At 73.0% G+C, this 16,042-nt stretch carries 11 protein-coding genes; 7 read left to right on the top strand and 4 right to left on the bottom strand.

Annotated features, from left to right (window positions below; translation table 11 throughout):
* The 4 genes from ACIPPM_RS27205 to ACIPPM_RS27190 all read left to right on the top strand — a co-directional run bounded on the left by ACIPPM_RS27205 (position 1) and on the right by ACIPPM_RS27190 (position 5,263).
* Positions 1 to 396 carry a DUF742 domain-containing protein gene (locus ACIPPM_RS27205; RefSeq protein ID WP_389004510.1) on the top strand — a complete coding sequence of 132 codons (396 nt, stop codon included), beginning with the start codon at positions 1 to 3 and terminating at the stop codon, positions 394 to 396.
* A 24-nt stretch (positions 397 to 420) separates the two neighbouring features.
* Positions 421 to 4,077 carry a hydantoinase B/oxoprolinase family protein gene (locus ACIPPM_RS27200; RefSeq protein WP_401452522.1) on the top strand — a complete coding sequence of 1,219 codons (3,657 nt, stop codon included), beginning with the start codon at positions 421 to 423 and terminating at the stop codon, positions 4,075 to 4,077.
* Positions 4,055 to 4,663, top strand: a complete 609-nt coding sequence (locus ACIPPM_RS27195) for an ATP/GTP-binding protein (RefSeq protein WP_393599828.1) — start codon at positions 4,055 to 4,057, stop codon at positions 4,661 to 4,663. The genes ACIPPM_RS27200 and ACIPPM_RS27195 overlap by 23 nt, the downstream gene beginning before the upstream one ends.
* A 66-nt stretch (positions 4,664 to 4,729) precedes the next feature.
* Positions 4,730 to 5,263: an NUDIX domain-containing protein gene (locus ACIPPM_RS27190; RefSeq protein WP_401452520.1), complete on the top strand. Its 534-nt coding sequence runs from the start codon at positions 4,730 to 4,732 to the stop codon at positions 5,261 to 5,263.
* Between the two features lie 8 nt (positions 5,264 to 5,271).
* On the opposite strand, the gene ACIPPM_RS27185 is transcribed toward ACIPPM_RS27190, so the two are convergent.
* Positions 5,272 to 7,614: a glycoside hydrolase family 31 protein gene (locus ACIPPM_RS27185; RefSeq protein ID WP_401452518.1), complete on the bottom strand. Its 2,343-nt coding sequence runs from the start codon at positions 7,612 to 7,614 to the stop codon at positions 5,272 to 5,274.
* A gap of 212 nt (positions 7,615 to 7,826) precedes the next feature.
* On the opposite strand from ACIPPM_RS27185, the gene ACIPPM_RS27180 reads away from it, so the two are divergent.
* The gene (locus ACIPPM_RS27180; protein WP_401452517.1) at positions 7,827 to 9,794 is read left to right on the top strand and encodes an acetoacetate--CoA ligase; all 1,968 of its coding nucleotides are present in this window, start codon (positions 7,827 to 7,829) and stop codon (positions 9,792 to 9,794) included.
* Positions 9,795 to 9,801: 7 nt separating this feature from the next.
* Here ACIPPM_RS27180 and ACIPPM_RS27175 read toward each other — a convergent pair whose 3' ends face one another.
* Positions 9,802 to 11,121, bottom strand: a complete 1,320-nt coding sequence (locus tag ACIPPM_RS27175) for an aminotransferase class I/II-fold pyridoxal phosphate-dependent enzyme (RefSeq protein WP_401452515.1) — start codon at positions 11,119 to 11,121, stop codon at positions 9,802 to 9,804.
* 111 nt (positions 11,122 to 11,232) lie between these two features.
* Between ACIPPM_RS27175 and ACIPPM_RS27170 the strand changes: the two genes are divergently transcribed.
* Together ACIPPM_RS27170 and ACIPPM_RS27165 are read left to right on the top strand one after the other, a co-directional pair.
* Positions 11,233 to 12,438, top strand: a complete 1,206-nt coding sequence (locus ACIPPM_RS27170; protein ID WP_401452513.1) for an MFS transporter — start codon at positions 11,233 to 11,235, stop codon at positions 12,436 to 12,438.
* A 29-nt stretch (positions 12,439 to 12,467) separates the two neighbouring features.
* Positions 12,468 to 13,361, top strand: coding sequence for a hypothetical protein (locus tag ACIPPM_RS27165; RefSeq protein WP_401452511.1), 894 nt, complete (start codon positions 12,468 to 12,470; stop codon positions 13,359 to 13,361).
* Positions 13,362 to 13,438: 77 nt separating this feature from the next.
* Here ACIPPM_RS27165 and ptsP read toward each other — a convergent pair whose 3' ends face one another.
* Together ptsP and ACIPPM_RS27155 are read right to left on the bottom strand one after the other, a co-directional pair.
* Positions 13,439 to 15,109: a phosphoenolpyruvate--protein phosphotransferase gene (gene ptsP, locus ACIPPM_RS27160; RefSeq protein WP_401452509.1), complete on the bottom strand. Its 1,671-nt coding sequence runs from the start codon at positions 15,107 to 15,109 to the stop codon at positions 13,439 to 13,441.
* A gap of 88 nt (positions 15,110 to 15,197) precedes the next feature.
* Positions 15,198 to 15,647 carry a PTS glucose transporter subunit IIA gene (locus ACIPPM_RS27155; protein ID WP_401452508.1) on the bottom strand — a complete coding sequence of 150 codons (450 nt, stop codon included), beginning with the start codon at positions 15,645 to 15,647 and terminating at the stop codon, positions 15,198 to 15,200.
* Positions 15,648 to 16,042: the final 395 nt, after the last annotated feature.

Here is a 16,042-nt window from a genome sequence, read left to right as displayed (position 1 = left end):
ATGAGCGGAGAGGGTCAGAGAAGCGGCCACTGGTTCGACGACGAGGCGGGCCCCGTCGTCCGCCCGTACGCCATGACACGTGGCCGCACCACCGGCCCCGGACAGCACGTCCTCGACCTGATCGCGGTCGTCGTCACCGAACCGGACGCCGGCGACCCCGAGGAGGACCCGACGCTGGGCCCGGAGCATGTGGAGATCGTCGGGCTCTGCCGCGACGAACCGCAGTCCGTCGCCGAACTCGCCGCCGGACTCGACCTGCCCGTGGGCGTCGTACGCGTCCTGATCGGCGACCTCGTGGACGCCGAACTCGTCCATGTGACACGTCCGGTGCCCCCGGCCGAGCTGCCGGACGAGAGTATTCTGCGCGACGTGATCGACGGCCTCCGGGCGCTGTGACCAGCGCGGAAGCGGGGTGGTGAGGTGACAGGCTGGGAGTTCTGGGTCGACCGGGGCGGCACCTTCACCGACATCGTCGCGCGCCGCCCCGACGGCGCCCTGCTCACCCGCAAGCTGCTCTCCGACAACCCCGCCCGGTACGCCGACGCGGCCGTGGCGGGCGTCCGCGAACTGCTGGGAGGCTCCCCGGAGCCCGTCGACGCGGTACGGATGGGCACCACCGTCGCCACCAACGCGCTGCTGGAGCGCACGGGCGAGCGCACCCTGCTGGTGATCACCCGCGGCTTCCGCGACGCCCTCAAGATCGCCTACCAGAACCGCCCGCACATCTTCGCCCGCCACATCGAACTGCCCGAGCAGCTCTACGAGCGGGTGGTGGAGGTCGACGAGCGCCTCGCCGCCGACGGCACCGAGCTGCGCGCCCCCGACCTCGGCGCGCTGGAGGGCGAGCTGCGCCGGGCGTACGACGACGGCATCCGCGCGGTCGCCGTCGTCTGCCTCCACAGCCACCAGCACCCGGACCACGAGCGGGCCGTCGGGGAGCTGGCCGAGCGGGTCGGCTTCCCCCAGATCTCGCTGTCCAGCGAGGCCAGCCCGCTGATGAAGCTGATCCCGCGCGGCGACACCGCCGTGGTCGACGCCTACCTCTCGCCCGTGCTCCACCGCTACATCCGGCACGTCGCCGACGAACTGCGGGACGTACGGCTGATGTTCATGCAGTCCAACGGCGGGCTCACCGAGGCCGGGCAGTTCCGCGGCAAGGACGCCGTGCTCTCCGGGCCCGCCGGGGGCATCGTCGGCATGGCCCGCATGTCGGAACTGGCCGGGCACCACCGGGTCATCGGCTTCGACATGGGCGGCACCTCCACCGACGTCTCACACTTCGCGGGGGAGTACGAGCGCGTCTTCACCAACCGGATCGCGGGCGTCCGGCTGCGCGCCCCCATGCTGGACATCCACACCGTCGCCGCCGGCGGTGGCTCCGTGCTCCACTTCGACGGCTCCCGCTACCGGGTCGGCCCCGACTCGGCCGGAGCCGACCCCGGCCCCGCCTGCTACCGCGCGGGCGGCCCCCTCACCGTCACCGACGCCAACGTCATGCTCGGCCGCGTCCAGCCCGCCCGCTTCCCGGCCGTGTTCGGGCCCGAGGGCGACCAGCCGCTGGACGCCTCCGCCGTACGCGACGGCTTCGCCACGCTGGCCCGCGAGATCCACGAGGCCACCGGCGACGACCGCACCCCGGAGCAGGTGGCCGAGGGATACCTGCGCATCGCGGTCGCCAACATCGCGGGCGCGGTCAAGCGGATCTCCGTCCAGCAGGGCCACGACGTCACCCGCTACGCCCTCACCACCTTCGGCGGCGCCGGTGGCCAGCACGCCTGCCGGGTCGCGGACGCCCTCGGCATCCGCACCGTGCTGGTGCCGCCCATGGCCGGAGTCCTCTCCGCGCTCGGCATCGGCCTGGCCGACACCACGGCGATGCGCGAGCAGTCCGTCGAGGCACCCCTGACCGAGGCCGCCATGCCCGGCGTCCACGAGACCGCCGACGAACTGGAGGCGGCCGCCCGCGCCGAACTCCGCGCCGAGAACGTGCCGGAGGACCGCGTCCGCACCGTCCGCCGCGCCCAGCTCCGCTACGACGGCACCGACACCACGCTCACCGTCGAACTCACCGACCCCGGCGCCATGAAGCGCGCCTTCGAAGAACGCCACCGCGCCACCTACTCCTTCACCCTGGACCGCCGAATCGTCGTCGAAGCCCTCTCCGTCGAGGCCACCGGCATCACCCCACCCCCCGATCTCTCCGCCCTCGCCCCCTACGCAGACACCCCCGCCGCCCCCGACACCGTCCGCCTGCACACCGGCGGCGCCTGGCGCGACGTACCTCTCCACCGCCGGGAGTCCCTGCCGCCCGGCGACACCGTCACCGGCCCCGCGATCATCACCGAGTCCGGCACCACGACCGTCGTCGACGAGGGCTGGCGGGCGACCGCGAACGACGACGGACAACTGGTGATGGAACGGACGGCCGTCACGGAGAGTTCCCGAACCGGCACGGACGTCGACCCGGTCCTGCTGGAGGTCTTCAACAACCTCTTCATGTCCATCGCCGAACAGATGGGCGCCCGGCTGGAGTCCACCGCCCAGTCCGTCAACATCAAGGAACGCCTGGACTTCTCCTGCGCCCTCTTCGACCCCGACGGCAACCTGGTGGCCAACGCCCCGCACATCCCCGTCCACCTGGGCTCGATGGGCACCAGCGTCAAGGAGGTCGTCCGGCGCGGGGGCGCGCGGATGCGGCCGGGCGACAGCTACGCCGTCAACGACCCGTACCACGGAGGCACCCACCTGCCCGACGTCACCGTGATCACCCCGGTGTTCGGCACCGGACCCGGTGGCCCCGAGATCCTCTTCCACGTCGCCTCCCGCGGCCACCACGCCGAGATCGGCGGCATCGCCCCCGGCTCCATGCCCGCCGACAGCCGCACCATCGAGGAGGAGGGCGTCCTCTTCGACAACTGGCTGCTCACCGAGGACGGCCGCCTCCGCGAGGAGGAGACCCGCCGCCTGCTCACCGACGCCCCGTACCCCTCCCGCAACGCCGCCACCAACCTCGCCGACCTGCGCGCCCAGATCGCCGCCAACCAGAAGGGCGCCGACGAACTGGGACGCATGATCGAGGAGTTCGGCCTCGACGTCGTCCAGGCGTACATGCGGCACGTCCAGGACAACGCCGAGGAATCCGTCCGCCGCGTCATCGACGCCCTGGACGACGGGGAGTACACCTACGAGACCGACTCGGGCGCCGTCATCCGCGTCCAGGTACGCGTCGACCGGGCCGCGCGCCGGGCCACCATCGACTTCACCGGCACCTCCGCCCAGCTCGGCACCAACTTCAACGCCCCCACCGCCGTCGTCCACGCGGCCGTGCTGTACGTCTTCCGCACGCTCGTCGCCGACGACATCCCGCTCAACGACGGCTGCCTGCGCCCCCTCGACATCGTCGTACCGCCCGGCTCCATGCTCGCCCCCGAGCCGCCCGCCGCCATCGTCGCGGGCAACGTGGAGACTTCCCAGGCCCTCACCGGCGCCCTCTACGCCGCGCTCGGCGTGCAGGCCGAGGGCTCCGGCACGATGAACAACGTCACCTTCGGCAACGACGACCACCAATACTACGAGACGATCGCCTCTGGTTCGGGTGCGGGCGACACCTTCCCCGGCGCCGATGTGGTGCAGACTCATATGACCAACTCGCGGCTCACCGACCCCGAGGTGCTCGAGTGGCGACTCCCCGTCCGCCTCGACGAGTTCGCGGTACGGCGGGGGAGCGGCGGCGCCGGGCGGCAGCGCGGCGGGGACGGCGCGGTACGCCGCATCCGCTTCCTCGCACCCATGACGGTCTCCGCCCTCTCCCAACACCGCCGCGTCCCGCCGTACGGTATGGCGGGCGGCTCACCCGGCGCCCTCGGCGCCAACCGGGTCGAGCACGCCGACGGCACGGTCACCGACCTGGGCGCCAGCGGCTCGGCCGACGTCGCACCCGGCGACGTACTCGTCGTCGAGACCCCGGGTGGCGGCGGCTACGGCACCCCACCGCCCGACCCGTCCCACACGGACAACCACCCGACAGATCCCCACCGAGCAGGAGAAGCGAGCGATGGTCTTCGAGCGACGAGCTGACCGCGGCAAGCCACCCGTCGAGCCCGTCACGCTCAAGATCCTGGTGGCCGGCGGTTTCGGCGTGGGCAAGACCACCATGGTCGGCGCGGTCAGCGAGATCCGGCCGCTGCGCACCGAGGAGGTGCTGACCGAGGCCGGGCGGCCCGTCGACGACACCGACGGCGTCGAGGGCAAGCGCACCACCACCGTGGCCATGGACTTCGGCCGCATCACCCTCCGCGCCGACCTCGTGCTCTATCTCTTCGGCACCCCCGGCCAGCAGCGCTTCTGGTTCATGTGGGACGAACTCTCCGAGGGCGCGCTCGGCGCCGTCGTCCTCGCCGACACCCGGCGCCTGGAGGACTGCTTCGCCGCCGTCGACTACTTCGAGCGCCGGTCGATCCCGTTCGTCGTCGGCGTCAACTGCTTCGAAGGGGCCGCCCGTTACCCGGTGGAGTCCGTCCGCAAGGCGCTCGACCTCGACCCGGACGTGCCCGTGCTGCTGACCGACGCCCGCGACCGGGAATCGGTCAAGACCGTGCTGATCGGGGTCGTCCAGCACGCCATGGAGCTGGCCGCCGAACGCCGCCGCGCCCTCGCCACCTGACCCGGACACCGGCCCGTCCCACCCGCACCACGCGACACACCCGCCCCGATCGGATACAGTCCGCGCGTGTCCGAGAATCAGCAGCCGACCGCCAACTCCGGCCCCGGCTCCCACTGTTCGAGCTGCGGAGCCTCCTACGGGGACGGCGTCTCCGGCTGGCCACGCACCTGCCCCGCCTGCGGCACCACCGCCTACCGCAACCCGCTGCCGGTGGCCGTCGTGCTCCAGCCCGTGTACGACACCCACGGCGCCGCCCTCGTCGTCATCACCCGGACCGTCGCCCCGCAGCTCGGCGGCGTCGCCCTGCCGGGCGGCTTCATCGACGACCGCGAGGACTGGAAGCACGCCGCCGTCCGCGAACTGCGCGAGGAGACCGGCATCGAGGCCGAGGTCCGCGACCTGCGCCTGGCGGACGCCATGAGCTCACCCGACGGCCACCTGCTGCTCTTCGGGCTCCTCCCGGAACGCCCGGCCGACGACCTCCCGGCCTCCGTCGCCACCGACGAGACCGAGGGCTGGCACCTGCTGCGCGGCCCCGAGGAACTCGCCTTCCCGCTGCACACCCTGGCCGTCCGCGCCTGGTTCGAGGGCCGCTACTGAAAGGGCGGCTACTGACCGGAGGCGGCCCCGCCGAGCCCCCGCACCCGCACCGGCCGGGACGGCTCGGCGGCGCCGCCGTCCCACTCCCTGGTCACGACCACACGTGTGCCGTCCCAGCGGGTGACGTACCGCTCGACCTCCGGCACCGCCCAGCCGTCGCCCGCGTCCGGCACCACCACCCCGCCCCCCGTCCGCCCCGGCGCGGGCGCCCACACCTCCAACTCCAGGGCGCCGTCCGCACCCCGCACCGGAACGACGGCACCCGCCCGCGCGAGCACCGGAATCCGCGCCCGTGGAGCGTCCACCAGCACCAGCCCCGGCCCCTCGTACGCCCGCTCCGTCACCGTGTCGTACCAGCGCCCCCGCGGCAGCCGCACCGCCCGCCGCTCGGTGCCGGGGTCCAGCACGGGCGCCACCAGCAGGCTGTCACCCAGCAGGAACGCGTCCTCGCAGTCCCGCAGCGCCCGGTCCTCCGGCGCCCCCCACCACAGCGGCCGCACCCACGGCGCCCCCGTCCAGCGGCCCAGGTGCGCCAGCGTCACGAAATACGGCAGCAGCCGACGCCGTTCCAGCAGCGCGACGCGCGCGTGCTCCAGCACCCCCGACCCGAACTCCCACGGCTCCCGCCGCCCCGCACGCGCGCCCGTGCGCGTACGGAACAGCGGCAGATACGCGCCCAGCTGGAACCACCGCAGATACAGCTCCGGCGACGGATCACCGCCGAGCCCGCCCACATCCGTCCCCGAGTACGGCACCCCGCACAGCCCCAGCCCGAGCACCCGCGACAGCGAAGCCCGCAGCCCCGGCCAGCCCGCCCCCGCCTCCTGAGACCACACACCCCCGTACCGCTGCGACCCGGCCCAGCCGGACCGGGAGAGCACGAACGGCCGCTCCTCGGGGATGAGTTCACGCAGCCCCTCGTACGCCGCCCGCGCCATGCACAGCGCGTCCACGTTGTGCCCCTCCCGGTGGTCGCCGCCCCGCCCCTCCAGGGCGTGCCGGGCCGAGCGCGGCAGCGACGGCTCCCCGAACCCGTCCCACGCCGACGGCTCATGGACGTCGTGCCAGAACCCGGCGAACCCCTGCTCCAGCCGTTCCTCGTAGAGCCCGCCCCACCACGCGCGCGCCCGCGCGTGCGTGAAGTCCGGGAACACCGACTCCCCGGCCCGCCCCTCACCCCGTACCGTCCGCCCCGACGCGTCCCGCACGAACGCGTCCACGGCCGCACCGCCCTCGTACACCACGTCCCCCGGCACCACCCGCACCGCCGCGTCGACGGCCGACACCAGCCGCACCCCGTCCCGGCGCAGCTCCTCCGCGAGCCCCCGCAGCTTGGGGAAACGGTCCTGGTCGACGCTGAACGCCCGCCCCTCGTCGTGATGCCCGGTGTCCAAGTGCACGGCGGCCAGCGGCAGATCGCGCTCCCGGTACCCCGCGACGACCTCGCGCACCTCCTGCTCGTCCGTGAAGTCCCGCGCGTGCTGATGCCCCAGCGCCCGCGCGGGCGGCAGCGCGGGCGCGCCGGTCAGCGCCACCCAGGCGTTGAGCACGCGCGCGGGAGTGCCCACGACCACCCAGCAGCGCAGCGGACCCCCGTCCATCCGCACCTCGCAGCGCCCGGCCCGGTCATGCCCGGAACCGGCACCCTCCTCGCCCTCCCGCAGGACCACCGTCCCGTCCCACGAGGTGTCGTGGAACACCAGATGCGCCGAGGCGTCCGCCACCACCAGCTGCACCGGCACGGCCACCGGCACCGCCCCGTTCCACAGCCGGTACGCGCCGTCCCGCAGCCGGGGCCCCGACGTCCGCCCGCCCAGCCCGAAGAACCGCGCGTCAGCGGCCACCTCGGCCCGCTGCGTCCAACGCGCCGCACCCCCGCCCACCGGCTCCCACCAGCGCGGGGGTAGCTCCCGGCGCAGCACCAGACCGCCGGGCGTGCACACCTCCACCGCCCCGTGCCGGGACACCACCACCGTCAGCCGCTCGGCCACCACCCGCCAGCCGCCGTCCTTGTCCGGCTCCAGCACCGCCCGCGGATCGACCTCGGGCGGACCACCGGCCAGCGCGTACGACGGCTCGGGCACCGCCCCGTCCCAGCCGAGGAACACGGCCCCGCCGACCGCCACCACGATCCGCAGCTCCGAGCGCGCGAACCGGATCACCCCACCACCGGGCTCCGGCTCCGCGCCCCGCACCTGACCGGGCACCCGCGCCCGCTCCGCGCCCCTCGGCGGCAGCCCCACGGCGTCACTGCGCCTGCGGTGCCAGGCGGCCCGCGCCACCCGTATTCCTCGCGCGGCGCGCCCCGCGCCGACCCCGCCCCACGAACGCACCAGGTCACGACCGTTCATGCTGCTCACCCTGTCACCGTGCGCGCCACGCGCGTGTGTCGTTCAACTGCCGTTCACCGTGGTGGGACCACATCGTTGACACGCGCACCATGTGGGGGCGTGCCCTGGTGCCGAAGTCGATCACATGGCATCGTCCGTGTCAGCCCTGTCCCGCGCACCCACCAGGCCGTGCGCGCACGACGCAACGACGCGTACAGTCCGGGAGCCGCATCATGTCCACCGCGCATCCGCAGCCGCTCTGGCAGCCCACCGACGAGCGGATCGCCCGTGCCCGCATCACCCGGTTCCAGACCTGGGCTGCCGAGCACCACGGCGCCCCCGCCGAGGGCGGCTACCCGGCCCTGCACCAGTGGTCCGTCGCCGAACCGGAGGACTTCTGGACGGCCGTGACCCGGTGGTTCGACGTCCGTTTCTCGACGCCCCCCGCGCGCGTGCTCGGCGACCGCGCCATGCCCGGCGCCGAATGGTTCCCCGGCGCCACCCTCAACTACGCCGAGCACGCCCTGCGCGCCGCCGACGACCGCGCCGACGAACCCGCCCTGCTGTACGTCGACGAGACCCACGAGCCCCGCCCGGTGACCTGGGCCGAACTGCGCCGCCAGGTCGGCGCGCTGGCCGCCCGCCTGCGCGACCTGGGCGTCCGCCCAGGCGACCGGGTCAGCGGCTACCTGCCCAACATCCCCGAAGCCGTCGTCGCCCTGCTCGCCACCGCGGCCGTCGGCGCCGTCTGGACCTCCTGCGCCCCCGACTTCGGCGCCCGCAGCGTCCTGGACCGCTTCCAGCAGGTCGAGCCGGTCGTCCTGTTCACCGTCGACGGCTACCGCTACGGAGGCAAGGAGCACGACCGCCGTGACACCGTCGCCGAACTCCGCCGCGAACTGCCCACCCTGCGCGCGGTCGTGCACATCCCACTGCTCGGCACCGAGGCCCCCGAGGGCGCCCTGGACTGGGCGGAGCTGACGGCCGACGACGCCGAGCCGGTCTTCGAACAGGTCCCGTTCGACCACCCGCTGTGGGTGCTCTACTCCTCCGGCACGACCGGCCTGCCCAAGGCCATCGTCCAGTCCCAGGGCGGCATCCTGGTCGAGCACCTCAAGCAGCTCGGCCTGCACTGCGACCTCGGTCCGGAGGACCGTTTCTTCTGGTACACCTCGACCGGCTGGATGATGTGGAACTTCCTCGTCTCGGGCCTGCTCACCGGCACCACGATCGTCCTGTACGACGGCAGCCCCGGCTACCCCGACACCGGCGCCCAGTGGCGCGTCGCCGAACGCACCGGCACCACCCTGTACGGCACCTCGGCCGCCTATGTCATGGCCTGCCGCAAGGCGGGCGTCCACCCGGCCCGCGACTTCGACCTCTCAGCCGTCCAGTGCGTCGCCACCACCGGCTCCCCGCTGCCCCCGGACGGCTTCCGCTGGCTGCACGACGAGGTCCGCGACGACCTGTGGATCGCCTCCGTCAGCGGCGGCACCGACGTCTGCTCCTGCTTCGCCGGAGCCGTGCCCACCCTGCCCGTGTACACCGGTGAACTCCAGGCCCCCGGCCTCGGCACCGACCTCCAGTCCTGGGACCCGAACGGCGAGCCGCTGGTGGACGAGGTGGGCGAGCTGGTCGTCACCAACCCCATGCCCTCCATGCCGATCCGCTTCTGGAACGACCCCGACGGCAGCCGCTACCGCGAGAGCTACTTCGACACCTACCCCGGCGTCTGGCGGCACGGCGACTGGATCACCGTCACCTCCCGCGGCTCGGTGATCATCCACGGCCGCTCCGACTCCACCCTCAACCGCCAGGGCGTCCGCATGGGCTCCGCCGACATCTACGAGGTCGTCGAGCGCCTCCCGGAGATCAAGGAATCCCTGGTCATCGGCATCGAACAGCCCGACGGCGGCTACTGGATGCCCCTCTTCGTCCACCTCGCCCCCGGCGCGGTCCTGGACGACTCCCTCCGGGACCGCGTCAAGAAGTCCATCCGCGAGCAGCTCTCGCCCCGGCACATCCCGGACGAGATCATCGAGGTCCCCGGCGTCCCGCACACCCTCACCGGCAAGCGCATCGAGGTCCCGGTCAAACGCCTCCTCCAGGGCACCCCGCTGGAGAAGGCGGTCAACCCCGGCTCCATCGACGACCTGACCCTGCTCGACTTCTACGAGCGACTCGCGCGCGAACGCGCCTGATCCCGCCTCAGCCCCCGTAGGTGGCCTCGGACTCGCCCAGCACGGCCGCGAAGTCCGAGGCCAGCCGCACCGCCTCCGGCGCTTCGAGATCCGCCGTCGTGATCCGTACGCCCGGTGCCGAGGCCAGCCGGAAGCGGGCCCCGGCCGCCACCCACCAGCCGCGCGACCGCAGCCCGTTCACCACGGCCGACTCGTCGCGCACCGGCACCCAGAGGTTCATCCCGCTCTCACCGTGGGCGCGGACGCCCCGCTCGGCCAGGGCCTTTGCGAGCGCTGCCCTGCGTTCGGCATACGTGGTACGCGCGTGTGCCACCAGTTCTCGCGTGCTCCCGTCCGTCAGCAGGCCGTGCACCGTCTCCTGGAGCAGATGACTGACCCAGCCCGAGGTCAGCAGCAGCCGCCCGTCGTGCCGGGCCAGCGTCACCGGGTCGCACGCGGCCGCCGCCCACCGCAGGTCGGTGCCGAGGAACTTGCTCACCGTCCGGACATGCGCCCAGCGGGCCAGGCCCGACCCGGCCAGCGAGCGCAGGGGAGCGTCGGAGACGTCGGAGGCGTGGTCGTTCTCCAGCACCAGCAGCTCCGGCGCCTCCCGCAGCACGTCGGCCAGCGCGTCCCGGCGCGCCGCCGAGAAGGCTCCGCCGAAGGGATTCTGCGCCCGTGGACTGAGCACCACCGCGCGCACCCCGGTCCGCAGCGCGGCCCGCAGTTCCTCGGGGCGCATGCCCTCGCCGTCCACCGCGACCGGCACCGCGCGCAGCCCCAACACCGCGACCAGGTCCAGCAGATGGTGATATCCGGGGTCCTCCATCGCCACCGCGTCACCCGGCCGCAGCTCGACCGAGAGCACCCGGCCGACGAAGTCCAGCGCCCCGTGCGCGAACGTCACGTGCTCCACCGGCACCCCGTCCGCCCCGATCCACTCCCGTACCGCGTCCTCCAGCCGCGCGAGCCGGGGACTGGAGCGGTGCGAGCGGACACCGGGGGAGAGGCGCGAGGGGGGTACCAGGGCGGGCAGCAGTGCCGGATCGGGGTGCCCGCCGGCCAGGTCCCGCAGGCCCTCGGGCACCTTGGGCGGGCGCCGGGACGCCACCGAGGGCGCCTCCGCCACGACCGTCCCGCCCCGGCCGAGGGTCACCACGATCCCGCGCCGCCGCAGCTCCTTGTACGCGGTGGCCACGGTGCCCGGACTCACCCCCAGCTCCTCAGCGAGCCGCCGCACCGGAGGCAGCGCGGCCCCCGGTGCCAACGCGCCCTCGGACACGCCCTGTTCGACGGAACGCGTAATCCCCTTGGCGGTCGTACCGCCGATCTCATATTGTGTTGCCACGTAGCTGATTATGTATCAGTACATACATCGAGGCAAGGGGGAACCGTGGCCGCGAAGCCCGGCGCAGCCAACCACCGAGCACGTATACCGGGAGGCCGCGACGGACGCCGGATGCTCGCCGTCACCCTCCTCGACCGCATCGGAAGCGGCCTGTGGGCCTCCGTCTCGGTGCTGTACTTCACCTACGTCTCCCACCTCTCCGCCGCCCAGGTCGGCACCCTCGCCGCGGCGGCCGGCGCCCTCGGCATCGCGGGCGCACCCCTCGGCGGCCGCCTCGCCGACCGCTTCCGGCTCACCCACGTCCTCATCGCGCTCCAACTCCTGCGCGCCGTAGCCTCGTTCGCCCTGCTCACCACCGACCACTACGGCCTGCTGGTCACCTACTCCGCGCTCGGCGCCCTCGGCGACCGCGCCGCCAGCATCCTCACCAAGCTCTATGCCACCCGCGTCGCCGGCCCCGACCGCGTCCGCTACCAGGCCATCAACCGCACCGCGTCCAACGCCGGCTGGGCCCTCGGCGGCCTCGCCGCGGCCGCCGCCCTCACCCTCGGCACCACCACCGCCTACCGCTGGCTCCTCACCGGCGACGCGCTCTCCTTCGTCCTCGTCGCCCTGCTCACCCTCACCTGCGCCGAACCCCCTTCGACGAGCCGCGTGGCCGCCACCACGAAGGACACGCCCCGGTCCCGCCCCCGCACCCCCTGGCGCGACCGCACCTACCTCGCCTACGTCGGCACCGAGACCGTCCTCTCCCTCGACGACACCTACTTCAAGATCGGCCTGCCGCTCTGGATCGCCCACACCGAGGGCGTCCCACACGGCCTCGCACCCCTGCTGCTCGTGCTCAACAGCGCGCTCGTCGTCGCCTTCCAGGTACCGCTCGCCCGCTTCGGCGCCACCACCGAGGCGTCCCGGCGCCTCCTCCTCCCGCTCTCCGCCCTCTTCGCACTGGGCGGCCTCGCCATGACCCTCTCCGCCACCGGCGACCCGGTCCGCGCGACCTGCCTGCTCACCGCCTCGGCCGTCCTGTTCACCCTCGCCGAGATGCTGCACGCCACCGTCTCCTGGGAACTCTCCGTCGCCCTCGCCCCCGACGACGCCCAAGGCAGCTACCTCGGCGTCCACGGACTCGCCCAGGCCACCCAGCGCTCCCTCGGCCCCCTCGCCGTCACCGCCGCCCTCACCCTCGGCCCCCTCTGCTGGACCGCGCTCGGCACCACCATCGCCCTGACCTGCGGAATCCAGCACCGCCTGGTCCGCGACCGGCTCCGCCCGACCCCGTTGTCAGTGCCCCCGGTTACGGTGAGTGAGCACTGATCGACAGCGCACACACACGGGGGAACACCATGGCGCACACCGACCACCAGACCATGCGACGCGTCCTGCGCCGCGAGATCGCCGGCACCGTCGGCCTGCTCACCGACGAACACGACTTCCACGCCATGCGGCGCTACCGCAGCTTCACCTTCGACGACCACACCACCTACCTGCGCCAGATGGAAGCCGTCCTCAAAACCCGCGTGGCCCAGGGCAGCCACACCGCCCTCGCCCTCTTCGACCCCGACGAGTACGAGGAGTTCTGCACCGCCACCGGCATCGACCCCGAAGCCCCGGCCAGCCGCAGCCGCTTCACCGCCGAACTCGCGGTCCTCGGCCCCACCATCCCCTACGAGGGCGAACCCCTCACCACACTCCTGCCCGCCCTCGTCGGCGAAGCCGTCCGCCAGGCCACCTGGGAGTACGCCACCACCCTCCTGACCCGCCTCGGACCCTGCGCCACCTGCGGCGAGGACATCGGCCGCGCCGCCTTCATCCGAGCCTCCGCCCTCCTCGCCCGCGTCCTGGAAACCGCGCCACCCGGCGCCCAGCACCTCGTCTGCAGCATCGCCGGACCACCCGACACCCTCGTCGCCGTCCTCCACGCCGACGCCGACACCCACGGCACCGCCGAACCGGACCAGGCCGAAGCACTCGAGTTCACCAGCGTCCTCGCCCTCGGCCTCGCCACCCACAGCCCCGGCGGCCTCGTCATCCGCGTCACCGCACCGGACCACCCCGACCGCGTCCACGGCTGGCGCCTGCGCGCCGGACACCTCCAGCCGCTCACCGCGGCCGAGGTCTTCGACGCCTACTGCACCGACATCGACACCGGCGACCTCATCGCCCCCGAATCAGGCGTCGACTACCGCGCGGCCCCCGACCTCACGGACGACACCACGGACCGGGGCCACCACCACTGAAAACGCGCCAGGGGCGCCCCACCCGAAGGATGGAACGCCCCTGACCAGCACGCACACCTATGTCCGCGCGACACCGGCTACTCGCCGGACAGCACCGCCTGAGCCGCCGCCCGCGCCTCGTCGGCACTGTCCGCCCCACGCGCCGCCGCCGCGGCCCGCTCGCACTGCGCCAGCGTGTGCTTCGCCAGCGTCGCCCGCACATACGGGATCGACGCCGCACCCATCGACAAGGAGGTGACACCCAGACCCGTCAGCACACACGCCAGCACCGGGTCGGACGCGGCCTCACCGCACACCCCGCAGCTCTTGCCCTCGGCCTTCGCCGCCTCGGCGGACAGCGCGACCAGGTCGAGCAGCGCGGGCTGCCACGGGTCCTGGAGCCGCGACACCGCACCCACCTGGCGGTCCGCCGCGAACGTGTACTGCGCGAGGTCATTGGTGCCCAGCGACAGGAACTCGACCTCCCGCAGGATCGACCGCGCCCGCAGCGCCGCCGACGGGATCTCCACCATCGCGCCGTACTTGGCGTGCAGCCCCGCCTCCCGGCAGGCGTCCGCGAACGCCTTGGCGTCGGCGCGGTCCGCCACCATGGGCGCCATGACCTCCAGGTGGACCGGCAGCCCCTCGGCCGCCTTCGCCAGCGCGGTCAGCTGCGTGCGCAGCACCTCCGGGTGGTCGAGCAGCGTCCGCAGACCCCGCACGCCGAGCGCCGGGTTCGGCTCGTCGGCGGGCGTCAGGAAGTCCAGCGGTTTATCCGCACCCGCGTCCAGCACCCGCACGACGACCCGGCCCTCGGGGAACGCCTCCAGCACCTGCCGGTAGGCCGTCACCTGCTTCTCCTCGGACGGCGCGTTCTTGCTGTCGTCCAGGAACAGGAACTCGGTACGGAACAGCCCCACACCCTCGGCCCCGACCTCCAGCGCGGCCGGCACGTCCGCCGGACCACCGATGTTGGCCAGCAGCGGCACCTTGTGCCCGTCCGCCGTCACACCGGGACCACTCGACGCGGCCAGCGCGGCCTTCCGCTCGGCGGCGGCCGACTCCAGCCGGGCCGTCGTCTCCTCGGTCGGGTTCACGAAGATGTCGCCCGAGCTGCCGTCGACCGCGATCACCGTGCCCTCGGCCAGCTCACCCGCGCCCGGCAGCGCGACCACGGCCGGCACCCCGAGCGCCCGCGCCAGGATGGCGCTGTGACTGGTCGGCCCGCCCTCCTCGGTCACGAAGCCGAGCACCAGAGTCGGGTCGAGCAGCGCGGTGTCGGCGGGAGCCAGATCCCGGGCCACCAGTACATAAGGGTGGTCGCTGTCCGGCACACCCGGCATCGGCACACCGAGCAGCCGCGCCACGATGCGGTTCCGCACGTCGTCGAGGTCGGCCACCCGCCCCGCCAGGTACTCACCGGCGTTGGCCAACAGCTCCCGGTAGGCCGCGAACGCGTCGTACACCGCGCGCTCCGCGGTGCTGCCCACGGTGATCCGCCGCTCCACGTCGGCCATCAGCTCGGGGTCCTGCGCCATCAGGGCCTGGGCCTCCAGCACGGCCTGCGCCTCGCCCCCGGCCAGGTTGCCGCGTGCCGTCAGGTCGGCGGCCACGGCGTCCACGGCCTGCCGGGCGCGACCCTGCTCGCGCTCCGCGTCCTGCGCCGGGATCTGCTTGGCCGGCGGTTCGAGCACCGCCGTACCCATGTGCCTGACCTCGCCGATCGCCACACCGTGGCTCACACCGACGCCTCGCAGCGTTGTCTCCATCTCACCGTCTCCGCTAATGCGGCGGCCCCCGCCGCCGCGTTGGTTGTCGAACATGCCGTCGGACGGCCGTGCCGTCAGGACAAGGAGATCAGGACCAGGAGAAGAGGGTGTCGCCGGTCTTCACGTCACCGCTCTCGCGCAGCTCGCCGAGGGACTCGGCCGTGGCCTCGAGCGCGACGACGGGACAGATGGGGGACTTGCCGGCGGTCTCGACGGCCGCGGGGTCCCAGCGCACGACGGCCTGTCCGCGCGCCACGGTGTCCCCCTTGTTCACGAGCAGCTCGAAGCCCTCGCCGTTGAGCTGGACCGTGTCGATGCCCAGGTGGACCAGCACGCCGTGTCCGCTCTCGTCGACCACCACGAAGGCGTGCGGGTGAAGGGAGACGACGACGCCGTCCACGGGGGACACGACCTCGGAGGGCTCACGCACGGGGTCGATCGCGGTACCGGGGCCGACCATGGCCCCGGAGAAGACCGGATCGGGCACGTTGGCCAGTCCGACGGTGTGTCCGGCGAGCGGGGACGTCACGGTGGTCATGGGAAGCCTCCCAGAGAGTGGGGTGGTGGCGGTTCCTCAGAGAAGTTAGCAGCTAGTGGTCTAGACCACCAACCTCGGGGGTTTGCGTCATCGCCAGAACTTGTGTACAGTCATCGTCCTGCCTGAGACCGGGCGGCGCGACAGCGCGCTCAACCTTGGCAGCACCCAAACTCGTCAGATCCTATCTCGGGATCAGTTCTCGCATGCTTGCGATCGACTGGTCAGGGACACGGAAAAACCCTGATAGAGTTTGGATCGCCGGAAAGGGAAACGCCGAAGCGGAAACGCGGAAGCGAGAACCTGGAAAGCACCGAGGAAATCGGAACGGAAACGGTCTGATAGAGTCGGAAACACCGAAGGGAAGCCCGGAGGAAAGCCCGAGAGGGTGAGTACAA

The sequence above is a fragment of the Streptomyces sp. NPDC090119 genome (genome assembly GCF_044747085.1).
GTDB lineage: Bacteria > Actinomycetota > Actinomycetes > Streptomycetales > Streptomycetaceae > Streptomyces.
This window is presented reverse-complemented; position numbering and strand designations above follow the sequence as displayed.

Excerpts from the sequence above, each read along its gene's own strand:
- ACIPPM_RS27205 (WP_389004510.1), top strand. The coding sequence starts at position 1 with ATGAGCGGAGAGGGTCAGAGAAGCGGCCACTGGTTCGACGACGAGGCG.
- ACIPPM_RS27195 (WP_393599828.1), top strand. The coding sequence starts at position 4,055 with ATGGTCTTCGAGCGACGAGCTGACCGCGGCAAGCCACCCGTCGAGCCC.
- ACIPPM_RS27185 (WP_401452518.1), bottom strand. The coding sequence starts at position 7,614 with ATGAACGGTCGTGACCTGGTGCGTTCGTGGGGCGGGGTCGGCGCGGGG.
- ACIPPM_RS27180 (WP_401452517.1), top strand. The coding sequence starts at position 7,827 with ATGTCCACCGCGCATCCGCAGCCGCTCTGGCAGCCCACCGACGAGCGG.
- ACIPPM_RS27170 (WP_401452513.1), top strand. The coding sequence starts at position 11,233 with ATGCTCGCCGTCACCCTCCTCGACCGCATCGGAAGCGGCCTGTGGGCC.
- ACIPPM_RS27165 (WP_401452511.1), top strand. The coding sequence starts at position 12,468 with ATGGCGCACACCGACCACCAGACCATGCGACGCGTCCTGCGCCGCGAG.
- ptsP (WP_401452509.1), bottom strand. The coding sequence starts at position 15,109 with ATGGAGACAACGCTGCGAGGCGTCGGTGTGAGCCACGGTGTGGCGATC.
- ACIPPM_RS27155 (WP_401452508.1), bottom strand. The coding sequence starts at position 15,647 with ATGACCACCGTGACGTCCCCGCTCGCCGGACACACCGTCGGACTGGCC.